The following is a 17,321-nucleotide window of genomic DNA, read 5'->3' as shown; positions in this document are numbered from 1 at the left end:
ATGATCGGAAGGTAGGTACCACACGACAATTTCTGCAAGGTGTTGCCAGAATTTCCATCGCGTGACTAGATGCGTTCGTGGAGCCCACGATCTTTGACGTCGCGCGAGCCGCCGGCGTGGCCGCGTCGACAGTGTCCCGGGCGTTCAACAAACCCGGCCGGGTCAACGAAGCGACGCGACAGCGGATCATCGCTACCGCCGCGCAGCTCGGCTACCAGCACAGACCACAGAACCGCGCTCTCGCGGGTGTCCGCCACCGCACCGTCGCCATGGTGCTCTCCGACATCACCAATCCCCACTTCTTCGAACTCATCCGCGGCGCGGAGCAGCGCGCGAAGGCATCCGATGTCACGCTGGTGATCGTCAACGCCGAGGAATCCCGGCGCATCGAGGAGAACCAGATTCGCGGCCTGGCCGCCGGCGTGGACGGGTTCGTGCTGGCCTCCAGCCGACTCGACGACGAGGTCCTGCGCGACCTCGCCAAACTGCACCGGATCGTGCTGTTCAACCGAGAGCTGCCCGGGTTGACCAGCGTGACGTTCGACACCGGCGCCGGCTGTCAGCAGATCCTGGAACACCTGGCCTCGCTCGGACACCAGGGCATCACCTACTGCGCCGGGCCACCCAGCTCCTGGATAGGTGCGGCGCGCTGGGCCGCACTGAGCGCCGGGGCCGAAGCGCACGGTCTGACGGCGCACCGGATCGGTCCGTACGCCCCCAACGTCGCCAACGGCGGGGCCGCCGCCGACGGAGCACTGCGTACCGGTGTGACGGCGGTCGTGGCTCACAACGACCTCCTGGCGATCGGTATCATCCGACGTCTCGCCCAGCGCGGGGTTCGAGTCCCGGCCGACATCAGCGTGATCGGGTTCGACGACATCTTCGCCGCCGACTTCGTCCACCCCTCCTTGACCACCCTGGCCGGGCCCGGCTCGCACGCTGGTCGGCTCGCAGTAGAGCTCTTGATCGAGCAGCTCGCCGCACGATCACAACGCGAGGGCGAGGCGATCCGCCTGCCCACCGAGCTGGTACTTCGCGACTCGTCCGGCCCAGCGAAGTGCCTTCCCAGCAAATGAGGTGTGCATGAAGCGAGCGGACGCGGCGCGGGGAAGACTCCTCGCGATGACGGTGGCCGTCCTCATCCTTGGAGGCACCGCGGCGGTCCCCGCCCAGGCCGCGGAGCCCACCCCTGGCGCCCTGGCCGAGGTCGCCGAAGCGGGTGCTCAGGTCGTGTCGTCGCCGGACGGCGATCTGCGGGTCGCGGTCACCACCGTGGACGGGCGCCTCACCTACAGCGTGAACAGCTACGGCAAGGCTCTCGTCGGCGCGTCAGGGCTCGGCCTGGATCTCGCCGGACGCCCCAGCCTCACGCAGGGCATGAGCATCGCGTCCGTCGAACGGCGCACGATCAACGAGACGTGGAAGCCGCTCTGGGGGACATCGAGCAAGGTCAGGAACCACGCGAGCGAGCTCACCGTCCACGCGGTCCAGGCCGGCACGGGGTTCAAGCTCGATCTGGTGTTCCGGGTCTTCGACGACGGGGTCGGCTTCCGCTACCACTTCCCCGGCCAGAGCGGTCTGGACGCCTACACCGTCACCGCCGAACAGACCGAGTTCGCCCTCGACCCCGCCGCGCGGAGCTGGTCGATCGCCGCGGGCAAGACCTGGTCCGCCGACGAGCAGCACTACCGCGACCTGCCCCTGTCCGGTGTCTCCACCGCCCAGACCCCCATCACCGCCGCGCCCGCCGCCGACTCGTACGTGGTGGTGCACGAGGCCGACCTGACCGACTACCCCAGCATGACGCTGAAGGCGGTGCCCGGCCGGCCCGGCGTGTTCTCCAGCGACCTGATCGCCCTGCCCGACGGTGCCAAGGCCAGGCTGAACGGCGAGTTCTCCACGCCCTGGCGCACCCTGACCGTGGGTGAGCGGCCCGGCGACCTGGGCGAGTCCCATCTGATCGAGAACCTCAACGACGCGTGCGCGATCTGCGGCGACACCTCCTGGATCAAGCCCGCGACGTACGTGGGCGTCTGGTGGGAGCTCCAGCGCAGGCAGACCACCTGGACCGCCGGGCCCAAGCACGGCGCGACCACCGCACGGGTCAAGCAGTACATCGACCTGGCCAAGCAGGCGGGCGCGAAGTTCGTGCTGGCCGAGGGCTGGAACACCAACTCCGGCGGCTCCTGGTCGGGCCAGGACTTCCTCACCCCGCAGGCCGACTTCGACCTGCCCGAGGTGCTCCGGTACGCCGCCGCCAACGGCATCGGGTACATCGCCCACAACGAGACCCGCGGCGACATCGACTACTACGACCAGAACCTGGAGAAGATCTTCTCCCGGTACGAGGAACTCGGCATCCACTCGGTCAAGACGGGCTACGCCACGAAATTCCTGCTCGGCGGCGTCAACCGCAGCCACTACGACCAGGAGGCCGTCCGCCACTACCAGCGGGTGATCGACGCGGCGGCCCGGCACCGCATCACGATCGACGCACATGAGGCGATCAAACCCACCGGCCTGGCGCGCACCTACCCGAACATGATGACGGGCGAGGGCGTCGCGGGCATGGAGCAGCAGAACTACATGGGCGTCAACGGCAACCCGCCGGCACAGGCCACGATCCTGCCCTTCACCCGATTCATCGGAGGACCCGCCGACTACACGCCCGGCGTCCTGAACGTCACCTGGGACCCGGCCCGGCTCGGCACCCGCGTCCAGACCACCTCGGCCGCGCAGCTCGCGCTGTACCCGACGTTCTTCAGCCCGATGCAGATGCTCGCCGACACCCCCGAGAACTACGCCGCCCACCCCGAATTCGCCTTCCTCAAGAACATGCCCGCCACGTGGGACGAGACCCGCGTCCTGAACAGCGTCATCGGGGACTACGCCGTGACGGCCCGTCGCGACGGCGGCACCTGGTACCTCGGCGCGATCACCGACGAGAACGACCGGACCCTCCAGGTCCCGCTGTCGTTCCTCCCCCAAGGCACCTTCGTGGCGGAGACCTACGCCGACGCCCAGGAGACCACTTGGAAGGGCGACCCGCTGCCCGTCGAGATCCGCAAGACGCTGGTGCGATCGTCCACCCGGTTATCCATGTCGCTGGTCGCCGCCGGCGGGCAAGCCGTCAGGATCAGACCCGCGACCGGCCGGGACCTCGACCAACTCCCCTGGTACGCCGACCCCCATGCGGGCTACGGCACCCCCGAAGCCGTGCTGGACCCGGCCACCCAGCAGCTCACCGTGAAGGCTCCCCTGACCAACAAGGGCAGCACCGTGGCCGAATTCCAGGCCCGGCTGTTCATCGACGGCCGCGCCGCGGGCCAGGTGCGGAGCGTCCGCGTCGCGGGCGGCGGAACCCGGACCGTCGAGTTCGTCCTGCCCGCCCCCGAGGTTCCCGACCAGGACTTCCGCGTCGCCATCGGCGCACCCGGCGGCGAAGCGGTTCTGGTGGCGCAGCCGCGTTCGCTGCTCGACCTCGTCCGGAAGCTACGGAAGTCCGGCGGGATGACGTCGTCCGCGATGGCGCTCCTCCAGCCGACGATCACCAGCGCCGAGACCGCGCTCCGTCAGGGCGACGTGATCGGCCGTCTCCTGAAGCTCCAGGAAGTACGGCTGGCACTGTACGGTCTTCCTCTCGCCGAGGTGAGCGCGCAAGCCCGTACCGCCATCGACGACCGGCTCGCCGCCCCGCTCGGCCCACCGCAGGCACTGTTCTCTCTCGCGCTGAAGGTGCGGCTCGCGACTGACGCGGGGGCCCTCGACCCGGTCCTGTCCGGCAGGCTCGGCACCGAGGTCAAAACCTCGATCACCGCCGCTGCCGCTGACGACCCGGCGAGGATGAGGGAAGCGCTCACCCGGTTCATGGCCCTGGTCACGGCCGCGCCGATCCCGGCGGACGTCGCGGCCGACCTGCTGGCCGTGAGCGGAGTGCTCGCCGCCGGGCCCCGCAGGATCGAAGCGGAATCCGCGCAACTCCTCACCGGTGCGTGCCTGCGTACCGACCACACCGGCTACACCGGCACCGGCTTCGTGGCCTGTATGAAGACCAAGGAAAGCGGCGTACGGTTCAACGCCCCGGTCACCGTCGGCGGCCTCTACACCCTCCGCCTCCGCTACGCCAACGCCATGGGCACTACCCAGACCATGACGCTGAGCAGCGGTACCCAGTCCAGCCAGCTCAAGCTCCCCACCCTGGCCAACTGGGACACCTGGTCGGAGCACCAGCTCAGCCTCCCTCTCACCCCGGCCACCCCGCTGATCTTCGCCTTCGGCCCCAACGACAACGGCAACGTCAACCTGGACTCCATCACCCTCGACCCGGACCCCGGAGTCATCCACCGATGAGAGGAACAGCCGCTGGTCGGGCTCGCCGGGCACGGGGAAGGTCTCGTACTCGATTTGAATGCGGCCGGACGAGCGGCTGCCCGAGGAAAGATATTCCTTGACACGAATATTCTCTGCCATGAATGCTTCTCTCCATGGACGCAGTGGACACACTTCTCACCGCGCTGGCCGACCCGGCCCGCTGGCGGCTCGTGAGCCTGCTGGCCGGGCGGCCCCGCCCGGTCGGCGTCCTCGCCCAACTCGCCCAGGCGCGCCAGCCGCAGACGACCAAGCACCTGCAGGCCCTGGAGCGCGCCGGTGTCGTCACCTCACGGCGCACCGGTCAGCGCCGCATCTACGCGCTGCGGCCTGCCCCTCTGCGGGACCTGGCGGCCCTGCTCAACGGGCTCGCCGACACCGCGGACCAGGCCGGCGGACCGCGTGAGACCTACAACCGCTACGGGCTCAGCCTCGACGTAGAGCGGCTCGCCGCGGAGGAGCCGGGATGGGCCGACGGTCGCTCGTTCAGCTTTCTCCGGTCATCGACGGCAGGCCCCGAGCAGGTCTGGCGCCACCTCACCGAACCCCCTTTGCTCGCCCGCTGGTGGGCACCCGACGACCTGCGCGTCTCCGAGCTCGTCTTCGAGGCGCGACCGGGCGGACAGATCATCCTGGAATACCGGGATGCCGAAGACACCGACGGTTCCGACCAGGTCGCCTGGCGCACGGAGGGAATCGTCGACGACGTACGCCCCGGCGAGCGCCTCGCCTACCGATCCTCCCCGCTGCTTCCCGACGGCGACCTCGCCTTCACCGCCCACGTCGATCTCGGCCTCCGCCCAACCAGCACCGGCACCGACCTCGACGTCCATGTCCGGATCACCGACAGCACCGTCGAGTCCGCGGACTTCATCGCAGGCATCGAGATCGGCTTCGGCCAGAGTCTCGACAAGCTCGTGGCAACCCTCGCCACAGGGGCGCACGACACCGATACAAGGAGCACGAGATGACCAACCAGAAAAGGTGGTCTTGTCGACCACCTTGACCGAAGCACCGTGGGAACGCACCCGCGTGGTGAACGCCCCCGCCGCGAACGTCGTCACCGACCTCAAGACCACCGGTGAAGGCGACATCCTCGTCAACAGCAGCGCCGGCGTCATCAAGCCGCTCCTGTCGGCCGACCTGCTCGACCGGCTGTATCTCATGATCTTCCCCGAGATCGCCGGAGGCGGGCAGCGACTGTTCGACGACGGACTGCCGGCTTCGAAATGGACGCTCACACACCAGGAGACCGGCAAGTTGGGCGAGCTCGCCATGGTCTACGACCGAGTCCGCTGAGCCATCGATCGGCGCACGAACGAGACATGGAGCTGTGCCAGGCGGGCAGCCCGCGCGCATGGCTTGCCAGGCGCTCTACGCGTTGATGTTCGTCTCCTCGGTGATCTCCAGGTCCACCATGCGGCCGTCTGGGTCGGTGAGAAGGTGCCTGCCGGTCGGGAGCTCGCGGACGACCGCGTGCGCGGGGACGCGGAAACCCAGACGCAGGCTGCCTGTGGGGGGTCGGCGGTCGGAGGCCGGGTATACCTCGAAGACCGTCGCGCCAAGCTCGACGGCGTAATGCTCGGGGCCGTTGCCGTGCTGTTCGACCTGTAACGGCAGACCAAGGCCGATGTAGAAGTCGGCGCACTCCCGCAGGCGGTCGGTGTACAGGACGATCAAGCTGGTGTGCATGGTGCTCCATGGCTGGTGGTGTGAACGAAGGAACGCTCCGTCTGCGCTACGACATGGCGGGTCCTCTCAGCGTGGTCGACACCACGGTTGCGGGCAGGTTCCTCATCCGGGTGACCCATGGGTCACGGACATCGGACTCCTCGGTGCTCGAGGCCAGCATCCGCGCGAACGCCCGATACGTGTTGGCCCCGAAGACCATCCGCTGCTCCTCGCCGTACACCGCGAGGCGGTGCTCCAGCAGCTCGGGGCCTTGCTTGCCCCAGTAGCCGGCCCAGTCGCCGCCGGCGGCGCCGAAGCCGTCGAGGCTCATAAAGACGTCGAAGGTGTAGGTAGCGGTCATGGTGCTCTCCTCGAACGCGGGGTCGGGTGTGTGGAGCGGGTCACGAGGTCCGGTCGGGTGACGTCGGTGCGGCGAGCTCGGCCAGGTGGCGCAGCGAGTTGATGAGATGCTCGGGGCCGAAGGGCGGGAACTGGATGTACTCCCGCCTGAACCGCGGCACCGCCGACCAGTCGTAGGTGAGCGTGACCTCGGTCTCGGACGGACCGAGCGGCGTAAGGTCGTAACGCCAGATCCAGCCGCCGAGCTCCAGGCGACCGTCCTCCTCCTCTGTCCCCGTCAGCCAGCCGATGGCGCGCGGCGGGTCGAGCACCGCGACCTTGTTGGCCACCCGGTAGTCACCGTCTGGGTGTTTCGCGTGATACATGGCCATCCGGAAAACCTGCCCCACCTCGGTCAGCGGCGCCCGGTCGGCAGGCTCCTGAACCCAGCCGGTGCCATCGATCGCGGCATGGGCCGCCGGGTCCGCCAGCACCGCGAACACCCTCGCGGCGGGCGCGGCGACGGTCAGTGTGGCGCTCACGTTCTCCTGGTCCATAGTGTGCACGCTCCTTGCCTTCTCATCTCGGCGAGTGCCGGCCCGTCGCCGGTCTCTCATCTTGGCTACGAACGGGCTCGACGCCATCCGACACCCACCGCGGAAAAAATCAGAAGACGTACTCGGGGCATGACGGGCATCCGACGGAAAACCCATGCCACCCCCTGCCGTGTTGACCAGACCTCAGCTCCGAGTGTGTCGCGCGGGCCAGGGGCGACGGTGGAAAGCGAAGGCGGCGGCCAGGCAGGCGACGGGTATGACGGGCAGCACGTACCGGTGATCGAAGTCCAGGACCGCGACCGGGCCGATCAGCAGGCCCATCGCCACGGCCCACGGCAGCAGCGCCACGCGGGGCCGCCGCACCGCGGCGACCGCGCCGAGCAGGAGGATCAGGCCCAGGAACGGGCCGCGCAGGTAGGCGGCGTACTGGTAGGCGATGAGGAAGTCCGCGTACGGAGAAACCGACGACAGACCGCGGATGGCCGGGTCGTACTCCCGTTTGACCTTGTCGATCAGCGGCTGGTCGGGCAGTTCCCAATGCCCGCCGCTGAAGCCGAAGGCCGGGGTGGTGCGGTCGGGGTGCGGGATCGGGGTCCAGGAGAAGGCGATGGCGGTGTCGCGTACGACGTCGGCCAGGTAGTCCAGCGGCTGGGCGAGGATCGCGTCGATCGCGAACGAGCGGGCGAGGTCGTTGTGCGTGAACCGGTCGCCGGGCAGCGAGTTGAGCGAGGCCCCGGGGGCCCACACGTACTCGGAGGCCGCGTCCACCTTCGTCCCGTTGGGGCACAGGCGGGCCACATCGGGCGGCGGCTGGATGCGGGCGCAGTCGGCGAAGGTCATCGTGCGGGCCCACAGGGCGACGCCGTCGGCGCCGCTGATGGCGAAACGGCCGTGGTGCTGGGCGTACCAGGCGGCGTAGCCGGCCAGAGGTAGGGAACCGGCCAGGACCAGCGCGGCCAGAGGCCGCCATCCCACGCGCCGCACGGCCAGCACGAGCACGATGAGCAGCAGCAGCGGCAGCGCGATCGTCCTGGTCAGCGCGGCCGTGGCGGACAGCAGGCCCGCTCCGGCGGCGGCGCGCACGGATAACCGGGGCGACCACATCAGCATGGCCAGCCCGGCCACGACAAGGAAGATGAACTGCGTGTCAGACAGGACAGCATGCTCCAGCCGCAGGAAGGAGGCGTCGAACAGCAGCGGCACCGTCGCCGACGCCGCCACCCAGCCGGGCGCCGACCTGCGGCGCAGCACCGCGTACAGCAGTATCCCGGTGCTCAGGCCGATGACGTGCTGGACGGCCGCGACCAGCTCCACGCTGTGGAACGGCAGCAGCGCCCTCAGCAGCAGCGGGTAGCCGATCGGATGGAACGTCGCCGACGGAGCCGGGTGCACGGCGGTATCGAGGTAGGTGAAGGAGTCGTACCAGTAGAGCGTGACGGGGCGATAGCCGAGCATTGTCACCACCCGCAGCGCGGCGGCCAGGAGCAGCAACGCGGCGAAGAATCGGTGGTCGGCGAGGCGGCGCTGCGAGGGCAGCGCCACGCGGGTGTCGGTGAGCACGCGAAATCCGATCGTGGCGGCATGACAGGGGTCCGCGCATGCCGAGGACAACGCATGGCGGTGATGAGGGCGCGCGCTCAGCCGCGCGCGCCCCGGGTGGAAGCTCTCAGTGCCGGGCCGGGATCAGCAGCGGGACGGCGGCATCGGGCTCGGCTGGGTGCTGGGCTCAGCGCCGACCAGCAGGAGGGCCTGGCCGTCGGCGCTCATGACGCCGTCGTGCACGTACCAGCCGTCGGGGGCGGCGGGGGCCGCGCGCTTGCCGTACTGGATGTACGACGGCGTGACGCCCCGCTCGCGCAGCAGGGCCGAGATCTCGGCGACGCTCTTGTTGACGTAGTCCACGCAGTGGAGCGGCTCGCCGGGCAGAGCGATGCCGGGCGGCATCTTGTACCTCTCGCCGGGCAGGGCCCGCCTGCCGAGAATGATCTCGGCCTTCTTGTCGAAGCCGACCGGCACCTTCAGGCCGACAGGGCAGGCGAACCGCTCGCACCGTCCCGGGGCGTCGATCGTGGTGATCGGGCCGTCGTCGGGCACCGGTTTGCCGGATCTCAACCGGTCCACGTCGTTGATCACGATCATCTGGCCCGTCTGGCTCGCGGAGGTCGGCACCAGGTTGAGCGTGATGTCCAGGCCCCTGGCCCTGAGCTCGCGCTGGTACACCTCGCGCTCGGCCAGCAGGTCCTTCACCGTGATCACGTAGTGGTCGTCCACCAGTTCGATGTCGAGCGCGGCGGAGGCGGGCGCCTGAGCGACGCCGAAGGACAGCAGAGCCGCCAGCGCGGCCAGGACCGGCCCGGCCGCCCACCTGCGCGGCCGGGGAAGGGCGAGCCAACTGCGGCGGCGCCGCTCGGGGACAGAGACGGAGGTGATCTCCTCCAGCAGTTCCCTGGCGATCGGCGTCGTGCCAGGGCCGGGATCGGGCGCGATGCCGGCCACCAGGCGGTCGATCTCGTGCATCACATAACCCCCTTCGTCATCGCGACGGCGCGCAAGCCGATGCGGGCCATGTCGACGCCGGCCGTGTCCAGGTGCTTGGCCAGGCGTTTGCGGGCCCGGTGCAGCCGCAGCCGGGAGTTGGCGCGCGAGCAGCCCAGGACGGTGGCGATCTCGTCTGAGCCCAGGCCCTCCCAGCCGGCCAGCGCGAGGATCTCCCGGTCGTCGGGGCTCAACCGCGCGAACGCCTCCTGGACGCCCGCCAGGCTTTCGCCGTCCTCGGTGTGCTCCGCCCACACGGCGAGCTGGTGACCGAGCCGCTCCACCAGCTCGCTGCGGCGCGACTCGGCGCGACGGCCGTTGGCCAGCATGCGGCGGGCCACGCCGAACAGCCACAGGCGCGCGTCCCGCCCTTCGGGGATGTCGTCCAGGCGGCGCCAGGCCGTGGCGAACGTCTCAGCGAGGGCATCGGCGGCGTCCTCGTGGGAGTCGGTACGCCGCCGGATATAGGCAAGGATGTCGGCATAGTTGGCAACGTAGATCACCTCGAAGCGCTGCTTGCGGCCATGGTAGGTCACGCTGCCTTCTCTCATCCGATAGATCCGACACCCCGTACCTGTCCGGACCCGCCAGATAGTTTCACCCCTATTTCGGCGAAATTTGGATGTCCCGCACGTCCGGCCTCCCGCCCGACGTCCCGAACGGCAGCAGCATGCTTTACGCTACTTATAATGAATATAGATGGCGTCAGAACCTTGGCGTCATCCACGTAAAGCGCATGAGAGGCCACGTACGTGAAGCTCGTGATCTTCGGGGCCAACGGCCCGACAGGACGGCTCACCACCGCCCAAGCCCTCGCCGAGGGCCACACCGTCACCGCTGTCACCCGGCATCCGGAAACCTTCCCCCTCGGCGCCCCCGCGCTGAAGGTCGCGAAAGCGGACGCCCTGGACCCCGAGGCGGTGCGTCGGGTGGTGGCCGGGCACGACGCGGTGCTCTCGACGCTCGGCGTCCCCTACGGCTCCGCGGCCACCACCACGTTCTCCGAGTCCGCCAGGCACATCATCGCGGCCATGAGCGCGCACGGCATCCGGCGCCTGGTCTGCGTGACCTCTACCGGCGTGCCGATGAAACCCCCGCCCAGCGAGACCCTCATCTATCGCAAGGTGATCGTGCCGACGCTCATCAAGATGGGGCGTCCGCTGTACGAGGACGCCGCCCGCATGGAGCAGATCGTGGCCCGGACCGATCTCGACTGGACCGTCATCCGCCCGTCGGGACTGTTCGACGGCAGCGCGATCACCGGATACACCGTCGGCCCACCGCAGATGGTCGGCCGGTTCACCTCACGTCGTGACCTCGCGGACGCGCTCATCCGCGCGGCCGTCGACGATCGCGACGTCCGCTCCATCGTCGAGGTCATCACCACCGAGGGGACGCCCAGCGTCTACCGCGTGTTCCTGAAAGAAGCGCTCCGCATCGGCAGCGCGTGAGGACACGCGGTCACGCGATATGACCGCACAAGGACACGCGGCCACTATCGGGTCCCGCCGAGATACAAGGTCGACCGCTTCAGAATCCCAAGCCGAACAGCACCGTGTGGGCGTTCTCCGGGCCGTGGACGTGTTTTCCCAGCTTCGCCATGGAGGCCACTTTCTCCGTCTTGAGAATGTCGATGAGGTGTCGCGCCAGCCGGTCTCCATCCACCTCGCCGGGGCCGCCCGCGTCGAGCGTCCACGATCGGACGGTCCGTTCGAGCCGCTGCGACCAGCCTTGATCCTCGCCCGGCGAGAAATATTTGAACCAGCCCTCGACGGTGAGCCGCTCGCCGGAGCGGAGGACGAGCACGGAACGATTTCCGCCGAACACGGTGACCCCCACCTTCCTGCCGGTCGCGTACGTCTCGGCGGGCAGCGTCCGGACGAACTCCGCCAGCAGGGGCAGCATCGCGGCCCACCGGCTACCCGGCGTGCTGAGTCCCTCATTCGCGGCATCCAGATATTCGGCGGCCGGTTCGCCTGCCAAGGAGACGGGGACGGTCAAACCGCGATATTCCCGCTCGCCCGCGTACCGCCGCTCGTGTTCCGCCACCGGGACCAGCCGGCCGCGTCCCTCAGCCGGCGGCCGCAGCACCTCACCGGACCAGTCGCCGGGATCCACCTCATGCCACAGCCACCTGGCGAGGGCGGCGGTCTCGTCCTTGTTCATACGCGTGATCTTAGGAAGACGCCCCGACAGCCGCGTGAGAGCCGGTCACTCCTGAGAGTGAACGGCGCTATCCGTCGTGGGAGGGATGCGCCAGGCGGCCTGGATCCCGATACTGGGCGAGATGTTCGGACTTACTGAGCGGCTGCGCACCCGGTTGACGGACGTGCCGCCACAAGTGGTCGACGTCGCGATCACGGTCGCCGTGTCGGCGGCCACCGTCGGTCCCGCGCTCGTCCCCTCCTCACAGCCGTGGTGGGTGGTGGCGCTGGCCGTGCTGGCCTCGGTGCCCGTGCTGTGGCGGCGCAGGGCACCGCTCGTGGTGACCTGCGTGGTCGGGCTGGCGATGACGGCGCTGGTGATGTGGGAGAAGCCGATGCTGCCGTACGGGCCGCTGGTGGGCACCTACACCATCGCCGCGCTGAGCCCGCCGCTGCTGCGGCTGGCGGCCGTTCCGGTCATCGGCGCGGGGGTGTACGTCTCGCTCGCCCTGCCGCAGGAAGGACTGGACTCCTATCGCGTGGTCGGTACGGCGTTCGTCGCCGCGTACGCGCTGGGCACCAGCACCCGCGCCCGCCGCGCCCGGGCCGCGGAGCTGGCCGAACGGGCTCTGCGGCTGGAGCGGGAGCGAGCCATCGCCGCGGCTGACGAGCGGGCGCGCATCGCCCGGGACATGCATGACATCCTCACTCACTCGGTCGGCCTCATCGTGGTCCAGGCCGAGGCCGGGCCGCTGATGCTCCAGTCCGATCCGGTACGCGCGCAGGCCGTCTTCGACACGATCGCCGACACCGGCCGGGGCGCGATCGCCCAGCTTCGGACCCTGCTCGGCACGATGCGTTCGGGCCAGACCGATCACCGGGAGCCGCAACCGGGGCTCGCGGCCCTGCCGGAACTCATCGAGCGGACCGGCCGTTCCGGGCTGCGGGTGACCTTGACCAGCGACGGCGTGCCGCGGCCGATCCCCGTCGAGGTCGACGTCGCGGCGTACCGGATCGTGCAGGAGGCACTGACGAACGTGCTGCGCCACGCGGACGCGCGCACCGCGCAGGTGCGACTGCGTTGGACGCCGGGCGTTCTGGCGGTCGAAGTGGCCGACGACGGCAAGGGCGCGGACGGCGGCGCCGAGGGGCATGGCCTGATCGGCATGCGCGAACGGGCCGCCGCCTGCGGCGGGACGCTGCGCGCCGGTCGGGGAGAGAAAGGCTTCGTCGTGGCGGCCTCGCTCCCGGTTGGATAGGCACATGCTCCGTGTGCTCGTGGCCGACGATCAGGATCTGTTCCGCGGCGGCTTCGCCATGATCCTCGACGCCCAGGCCGACATCGCCGTCGTCGGCGAGGCGGCCGACGGCGCGCAGGCGGTTCGGGCAGCCACCGAGCTGCGCCCGGACGTCGTACTGATGGACGTCCGGATGCCCGGTATGGGCGGGATCGAGGCGACCGAGCTGATCTGCGCGACGACGTCCGCCAAGGTGCTGGTGCTGACCATGTTCGATCTGGACGAGTACGTCTACGACGCGCTACGCGCGGGGGCCAGCGGTTTCCTGCTGAAGGACATCCGTCGCGACGAACTGGCCGCGGCGGTGCGCGTGGTGGCGGCCGGAGAGTCGCTGCTGGCGCCCACGGTGACCAAACGCCTGATCGAGGATCTGATCCTCCGGCCTGGCCATGGGGTGGCGCCCCGGCTGGCCGCCCGCCTCGCCGAGCTGACCGGCCGTGAGGCCGAGACGCTGCGGCTGGTGGCCCGGGGGCTGTCCAACGCGGAGATCGCCGGCGAGATGGTCGTCAGCGAGCACACCGTGAAGAGCCATGTCAGCAGGATCCTGACGAAGCTGGGGCTGCGCGACCGGGTGCAGGCGGTCGTGTTCGCCTACGAATCGGGACTGATCATCGCCGGCGACGCCTGAGCGGTCCGTGAGAGGGAGTGCGGAGTTCACTCTCACCGCCGATGTGGGCGCGAGGCGCCGGTGTGGAGTATCGAGGCAGTTTCCCTGGCGAAGGAGTCTGCTCGATGAGATCGCAACGATGGTGGTTGATCGGTGCGGCGGTGCTGTCGGCCACGCTGTTCCTCTTCGGTACCGGCTTACGGCCGGTGCCCTGGTGTACCTGGATCGCACCGATCCCGGTCCTTGTCCTGGCGCCGCGCTGCTCGGCGCGTGCGGCGTTGGCCGCCGCGTCCCTCGCATGGCTCGGCGGCCAGACCCCTATGTGGGGATATTTCCTGAACACGGTGCAGATCCCGCCGACGATGGTCGTGCTCCTGCTCGTCGGCTCGGCGCTGCTGTTCGGTCTGGTAGTAAGCGTCTACCGGAGCCTGACCCTGCGCGGGCACCCGCTGATGGCCGTCGGCGTCGTCCCGGCCGCGTGGGTCGTCATCGAGTACGCGCTGTCGCTGATCACACCGAACGGCGCCTGGTGGAGCCTGGCCTATACCCAGGCCGACGTCCTTCCCGTCATCCAGATCGCCTCGGCCACCGGACACTGGGGCGTGACGTTCGTGCTGATGGGCGTCGCGGCCACGGCCGCCGCCCTGCTGAGGCCCGGCGCGGCCGGCCGAGTGAGGGTCGCCGTGGCCGCCGCGACGGTCGCGGCCCTGGTGGCGGGCTATGGGTGGTGGCAGCCGCGACCGGCCGAGGCCGGGGCGGCGGTCAAGGTGGCGCTGCTGGCCACCGATCGGTCGATCGACCCGGTGGCGGTGACCGATCCCGAGGGGCGCGACCTGCTGGCCGGCTACGTGAGCCGCATCCCGGCCCTGGCCGAGCGCGGGGCCGACGTCGTCGTCCTTCCCGAGAAGACGTTCCGGGTGGATGAGGCGGACCTGCCGTCGCTCGCCGGACCGCTGTCCCGGCTCGCCGCCGGCCACCACATCGACATCGTCGCAGGGCTGATCCTCACGAGGGACGGGCGCGAGTACAACGCGGCCATCGACTTCCCCGCCGATGGCGGACGACCCGCCGAGTACGTCAAACGCCACCTCGTCCCCGGGCTGGAGAGCGATTTCACGGCCGGTCAGGCGGAGGCGTTCGTGCCCGCATCCAGCCGGCGATGGGCGATCGCGATCTGCTTCGATCTCGACTTCCCCGACCTGGTCCGCGACTATCGGCGCGACGGGGCGAGCGCGCTGTTCGTACCCGCCTGGGACTTCGGCGACGACGCGTGGCTGCACAGCCGGATGGCGATCACGCGCGGCATCGAGAACGGCCTCTCGGTGGCACGGGCGGCCCGGCAGGGCGCCTTGACCGTGAGCGACCCGCACGGCCGCCTCCTGGCCGAGGCACGCACCACCGGCACGTCCTTCGTGTCGGTGACCGCGGACCTGCCGGATCGAGCGGTGCCGACTCTGTACACCAGGCTCGGCGACTGGTTCGCATGGATCTGCGCCCTCCTGCTGGTCGCGATATTCGCGCTGCGCTTCGTTTCCGGTCGGGGGCCGAAGCCCGAGGCCGAAGGCGGGGCGGCCCGGCCCGGGGGCGCTAGGAGACGGACGGCGCCGGTCTTCTAAGCGGAGACGGAGACGGACAGCTCGGCCTCGGCGACGCGACCCTCAACGGACGTGAGCTCGCCGCGGCCGCGCACCCGTACGAGCCGTCCTACCTGCCGCTCAACCGGCTCCAGGACGGCACCGTCCACGACTGGTGAGGCCTACCCGCTCAGAGCCTTCATGGCCGCCGACCCCACAACAGGTAGGCGAGGGGGCCGACCGGCTGAACGAAGATCGCCATCCACCACAGGCCCTTGCGCCCCCGCACATCGCCGGCGGGCCGTAAGCAGAGATCCACCGCGGCCGCCGCGGTGAGCGCGACCTCCACGGACGCCAACGCCATCAATGTGCCCTGTTGCCTCTTCGACATCTCGTTCCAGCGCATCAGCGCGCTCCCTTCACTGGTCTGGCGCTCTCGACGGCGTTCGCGGGCTTCTGGACGCTTCACGCGCATGCTCAAGCGCACGGTGGTACCCGCGGGACCCGTGAGGAAGGAGACCTGGTCGGCCAGCCGGCGCGTCAGCCAGATTCCTCTCCCGCCGGGAGCGCCCGGTGGCGGAAGCGGGCCCTCGGTGAGCGCCCGAGCAGGGATGCCCGGCCCGGTGTCGGTGATCTCGCACAGCAGGCCGCCGTTCGTCCGCCACAGGCTGAGGCTGCCCCGACCGCCACCGTGCGCCAGCGCGTTGGTCACGCACTCGTTGACCGCGATGAGGAAGTCGGTGAGCGGCTCGCCCGCGAGCCCTTGGTCCGACGCCGCGTGGAAGACGGCGGTGCGAGTGCTCGCCAGACACCTCTCGTCGAAGTGCCTGGCGAGCACGGCGGTGGTATCCAGAGGCGTCGGTCCCCCATGCGGTGGGACCTTCGGCCTCCCTGGGCCGCGGGGCGGGTCCGAGTCAGGACGCGGGGACCGGAAATGACGCGGCGAGGCTCTCACCCCATTGCCGGGCCCGCTCCAGCTCCCCCTCCACCAGCGGTCCCTCCCCGCCGATGACATAGAAGCTGTGTGCCGGGGCCACCGCTCTGACCCCGAGCCGACGCAGCCGCTTGGCGATGCCACGAGCCGCCGAACCGGGCATGCGCGGCTTGGCGATACGGGTGTCGAAGGCGGCCGACTCCAGAGCGGCGGACGGCGTACGCAAGGTGGTCAGCCATTCCCGTACCCCGATCCCGCGCGAGACGAGCGGCTTGCCGGCCTTGGCGGCGGACTCTCGGGTGGAGGCCCTGCTCATGGAGAAGGCGTGCGTCGGCCCGCCTGCCACGATCAATCCGATTTCCGGCCCCACTCGCGAAGGTGCGGAGCCGACCTCGACCACCCGCACCCGTAGCCGTCCGGCCAGCCCTTCGGCCACCGCCTCGGCGATCTGCTTGGTGTTGCCGTACATGGACTCGTAGACGACCAGCGCATCCATCACACGCCTCCTATCGGTTTCTTCTAGCCCCCACCATCACGGCGGCGAGTGCGCCAAGCATGGGGACGAAGTCCCGAACATGGCCGCCATTGGTCCCTGATCTCCTCGGGCCGGGGGACGCAAGGCGCCGGTGATCGTTGTCAGGAGCTTCCCGCCACACGACAGGCAGGCGCGGGCGGGAGCCCCGTGTCTCTCCCGTCCGCGCCCGGCCAGGCGTCAGTTCTCGACGGCTATCCGCCGGCCTTCCGCCTTCTTCCCTTCGGCCAGCCCCACACTGACCTCCAGGACACCGCCCTTGTACGTGGCCTTGACGTCGTCCGTGTCGGCCGTCGCGGGCAGCGTCACCGACCGGGACAGCGACCCGTAGGCGAACTCCGAGCGGTGCGGCTCGTCCACCTTGCGGGTCTTCTCCGCCCGGATGTGCAGCACCCCGTCGCCCATGGTGACCTCGACGTCTTTGTCGGGGTCGAGCCCGGGCAACTCGGCGCGCAGCACGTACCGGCCCTCCTTGATGTAGTCCTCGACCCGGATGATCTGTCCGAACGGCCGGAACCCGAACATCGGGTGCTCGGCCCACTCGAACAGCTCCGGGAACGGGAACCTCATCTCCCTGCGCTCTGGCAGGCTCATGGTGGCCTCCTTTCGTGGCCCTGCGTCTTCCAGGACACACCTGAGGCGGTGTCACCGGCAGAGCCGGCACTGAACCGTTCGCGGCGCTGGGCCCCCCAGCCGGTCACCGTCGCATTCCCCGCCACGACCGACCGCGACCAGCCAGACCAGGGCTTCCCCCAGCCCCAG

At 69.8% G+C, this 17,321-nt stretch carries 19 protein-coding genes; 8 read left to right on the top strand and 11 right to left on the bottom strand.

The genetic code is table 11. The features are described from left to right. Positions 1-77 precede the first annotated feature (77 nt). The 4 genes from AB0L53_RS41250 to AB0L53_RS41235 all read left to right on the top strand — a co-directional run bounded on the left by AB0L53_RS41250 (position 78) and on the right by AB0L53_RS41235 (position 5,667). Positions 78-1,076 carry a LacI family DNA-binding transcriptional regulator gene (locus tag AB0L53_RS41250; RefSeq protein ID WP_364006500.1) on the top strand — a complete coding sequence of 333 codons (999 nt, stop codon included), beginning with the start codon at positions 78-80 and terminating at the stop codon, positions 1,074-1,076. A gap of 7 nt (positions 1,077-1,083) precedes the next feature. Then, entirely contained in the window at positions 1,084-4,350 is a 3,267-nt protein-coding gene (locus tag AB0L53_RS41245; protein ID WP_364006497.1) for a glycoside hydrolase family 97 catalytic domain-containing protein, read from the top strand. Between the two features lie 134 nt (positions 4,351-4,484). Then, a complete protein-coding gene (locus AB0L53_RS41240) occupies positions 4,485-5,339 on the top strand; it encodes a metalloregulator ArsR/SmtB family transcription factor (protein WP_364006494.1) in 855 nt (284 codons plus the stop codon). Positions 5,340-5,358: 19 nt separating this feature from the next. Beyond that, complete coding sequence (locus AB0L53_RS41235) at positions 5,359-5,667, top strand: dihydrofolate reductase family protein (protein WP_364006491.1); 309 nt, start codon at positions 5,359-5,361, stop codon at positions 5,665-5,667. A gap of 75 nt (positions 5,668-5,742) precedes the next feature. Here the strand turns inward: AB0L53_RS41235 and AB0L53_RS41230 are convergent, their stop codons facing one another. The 6 genes from AB0L53_RS41230 to AB0L53_RS41205 form a co-directional block, all read right to left on the bottom strand. Continuing rightward, positions 5,743-6,060 carry a glyoxalase/bleomycin resistance/dioxygenase family protein gene (locus AB0L53_RS41230; protein WP_364006488.1) on the bottom strand — a complete coding sequence of 106 codons (318 nt, stop codon included), beginning with the start codon at positions 6,058-6,060 and terminating at the stop codon, positions 5,743-5,745. A gap of 46 nt (positions 6,061-6,106) precedes the next feature. After that, positions 6,107-6,400 carry a hypothetical protein gene (locus AB0L53_RS41225; RefSeq protein WP_364006485.1) on the bottom strand — a complete coding sequence of 98 codons (294 nt, stop codon included), beginning with the start codon at positions 6,398-6,400 and terminating at the stop codon, positions 6,107-6,109. Positions 6,401-6,440: 40 nt separating this feature from the next. Continuing rightward, positions 6,441-6,935 (bottom strand): SRPBCC family protein, encoded by a 495-nt coding sequence (locus AB0L53_RS41220; RefSeq protein ID WP_364006482.1) that lies wholly within the window; start codon positions 6,933-6,935, stop codon positions 6,441-6,443. A 183-nt stretch (positions 6,936-7,118) separates the two neighbouring features. Beyond that, complete coding sequence (locus AB0L53_RS41215) at positions 7,119-8,495, bottom strand: hypothetical protein (RefSeq protein ID WP_364006479.1); 1,377 nt, start codon at positions 8,493-8,495, stop codon at positions 7,119-7,121. A 123-nt stretch (positions 8,496-8,618) separates the two neighbouring features. Further along, a complete protein-coding gene (locus tag AB0L53_RS41210) occupies positions 8,619-9,452 on the bottom strand; it encodes a hypothetical protein (RefSeq protein WP_364006476.1) in 834 nt (277 codons plus the stop codon). Beyond that, positions 9,452-10,006 (bottom strand): sigma-70 family RNA polymerase sigma factor, encoded by a 555-nt coding sequence (locus tag AB0L53_RS41205; RefSeq protein ID WP_364006473.1) that lies wholly within the window; start codon positions 10,004-10,006, stop codon positions 9,452-9,454. Before AB0L53_RS41205 ends, AB0L53_RS41210 begins: the two co-directional genes overlap by 1 nt. Positions 10,007-10,222: 216 nt before the next feature. Here AB0L53_RS41205 and AB0L53_RS41200 point away from each other — a divergent pair, with 216 nt between their 5' ends. Beyond that, positions 10,223-10,921 carry an SDR family oxidoreductase gene (locus AB0L53_RS41200; RefSeq protein WP_364006470.1) on the top strand — a complete coding sequence of 233 codons (699 nt, stop codon included), beginning with the start codon at positions 10,223-10,225 and terminating at the stop codon, positions 10,919-10,921. A gap of 79 nt (positions 10,922-11,000) precedes the next feature. Here the strand turns inward: AB0L53_RS41200 and AB0L53_RS41195 are convergent, their stop codons facing one another. Beyond that, positions 11,001-11,636, bottom strand: a complete 636-nt coding sequence (locus tag AB0L53_RS41195) for a hypothetical protein (protein ID WP_364006467.1) — start codon at positions 11,634-11,636, stop codon at positions 11,001-11,003. Positions 11,637-11,757: 121 nt separating this feature from the next. Here AB0L53_RS41195 and AB0L53_RS41190 point away from each other — a divergent pair, with 121 nt between their 5' ends. The 3 genes from AB0L53_RS41190 to AB0L53_RS41180 all read left to right on the top strand — a co-directional run bounded on the left by AB0L53_RS41190 (position 11,758) and on the right by AB0L53_RS41180 (position 15,135). After that, positions 11,758-12,873, top strand: coding sequence for a sensor histidine kinase (locus AB0L53_RS41190; protein WP_364006464.1), 1,116 nt, complete (start codon positions 11,758-11,760; stop codon positions 12,871-12,873). A gap of 4 nt (positions 12,874-12,877) precedes the next feature. Continuing rightward, complete coding sequence (locus tag AB0L53_RS41185) at positions 12,878-13,540, top strand: response regulator transcription factor (protein WP_364006461.1); 663 nt, start codon at positions 12,878-12,880, stop codon at positions 13,538-13,540. 104 nt (positions 13,541-13,644) lie between these two features. Beyond that, the gene (locus AB0L53_RS41180; protein WP_364006458.1) at positions 13,645-15,135 is read left to right on the top strand and encodes a nitrilase-related carbon-nitrogen hydrolase; all 1,491 of its coding nucleotides are present in this window, start codon (positions 13,645-13,647) and stop codon (positions 15,133-15,135) included. Here AB0L53_RS41180 and AB0L53_RS41175 read toward each other — a convergent pair. From AB0L53_RS41175 to AB0L53_RS41160, 4 genes are all read right to left on the bottom strand, one after another. Continuing rightward, positions 15,132-15,263 carry a hypothetical protein gene (locus AB0L53_RS41175; RefSeq protein ID WP_364006455.1) on the bottom strand — a complete coding sequence of 44 codons (132 nt, stop codon included), beginning with the start codon at positions 15,261-15,263 and terminating at the stop codon, positions 15,132-15,134. The genes AB0L53_RS41180 and AB0L53_RS41175 overlap by 4 nt on opposite strands. A gap of 29 nt (positions 15,264-15,292) precedes the next feature. Then, positions 15,293-15,931 (bottom strand): ATP-binding protein, encoded by a 639-nt coding sequence (locus AB0L53_RS41170; protein WP_364006452.1) that lies wholly within the window; start codon positions 15,929-15,931, stop codon positions 15,293-15,295. A gap of 76 nt (positions 15,932-16,007) precedes the next feature. Then, the gene (locus AB0L53_RS41165; RefSeq protein ID WP_364006449.1) at positions 16,008-16,523 is read right to left on the bottom strand and encodes a flavodoxin domain-containing protein; all 516 of its coding nucleotides are present in this window, start codon (positions 16,521-16,523) and stop codon (positions 16,008-16,010) included. 216 nt (positions 16,524-16,739) lie between these two features. Further along, positions 16,740-17,153 carry an Hsp20/alpha crystallin family protein gene (locus AB0L53_RS41160; RefSeq protein ID WP_364006446.1) on the bottom strand — a complete coding sequence of 138 codons (414 nt, stop codon included), beginning with the start codon at positions 17,151-17,153 and terminating at the stop codon, positions 16,740-16,742. Positions 17,154-17,321 lie beyond the last annotated feature (168 nt).

Source organism: Nonomuraea sp. NPDC052129 (assembly GCF_040680095.1).
Classification (GTDB): domain Bacteria; phylum Actinomycetota; class Actinomycetes; order Streptosporangiales; family Streptosporangiaceae; genus Nonomuraea.
This window is presented reverse-complemented; position numbering and strand designations above follow the sequence as displayed.

Excerpts from the sequence above, each read along its gene's own strand:
- AB0L53_RS41195 (WP_364006467.1), bottom strand. The coding sequence starts at position 11,636 with ATGAACAAGGACGAGACCGCCGCCCTCGCCAGGTGGCTGTGGCATGAG.
- AB0L53_RS41180 (WP_364006458.1), top strand. The coding sequence starts at position 13,645 with ATGAGATCGCAACGATGGTGGTTGATCGGTGCGGCGGTGCTGTCGGCC.
- AB0L53_RS41185 (WP_364006461.1), top strand. The coding sequence starts at position 12,878 with ATGCTCCGTGTGCTCGTGGCCGACGATCAGGATCTGTTCCGCGGCGGC.
- AB0L53_RS41165 (WP_364006449.1), bottom strand. The coding sequence starts at position 16,523 with ATGGATGCGCTGGTCGTCTACGAGTCCATGTACGGCAACACCAAGCAG.
- AB0L53_RS41220 (WP_364006482.1), bottom strand. The coding sequence starts at position 6,935 with ATGGACCAGGAGAACGTGAGCGCCACACTGACCGTCGCCGCGCCCGCC.
- AB0L53_RS41190 (WP_364006464.1), top strand. The coding sequence starts at position 11,758 with ATGTTCGGACTTACTGAGCGGCTGCGCACCCGGTTGACGGACGTGCCG.
- AB0L53_RS41210 (WP_364006476.1), bottom strand. The coding sequence starts at position 9,452 with ATGCACGAGATCGACCGCCTGGTGGCCGGCATCGCGCCCGATCCCGGC.
- AB0L53_RS41245 (WP_364006497.1), top strand. The coding sequence starts at position 1,084 with ATGAAGCGAGCGGACGCGGCGCGGGGAAGACTCCTCGCGATGACGGTG.
- AB0L53_RS41240 (WP_364006494.1), top strand. The coding sequence starts at position 4,485 with ATGGACGCAGTGGACACACTTCTCACCGCGCTGGCCGACCCGGCCCGC.
- AB0L53_RS41225 (WP_364006485.1), bottom strand. The coding sequence starts at position 6,400 with ATGACCGCTACCTACACCTTCGACGTCTTTATGAGCCTCGACGGCTTC.
- AB0L53_RS41230 (WP_364006488.1), bottom strand. The coding sequence starts at position 6,060 with ATGCACACCAGCTTGATCGTCCTGTACACCGACCGCCTGCGGGAGTGC.
- AB0L53_RS41160 (WP_364006446.1), bottom strand. The coding sequence starts at position 17,153 with ATGAGCCTGCCAGAGCGCAGGGAGATGAGGTTCCCGTTCCCGGAGCTG.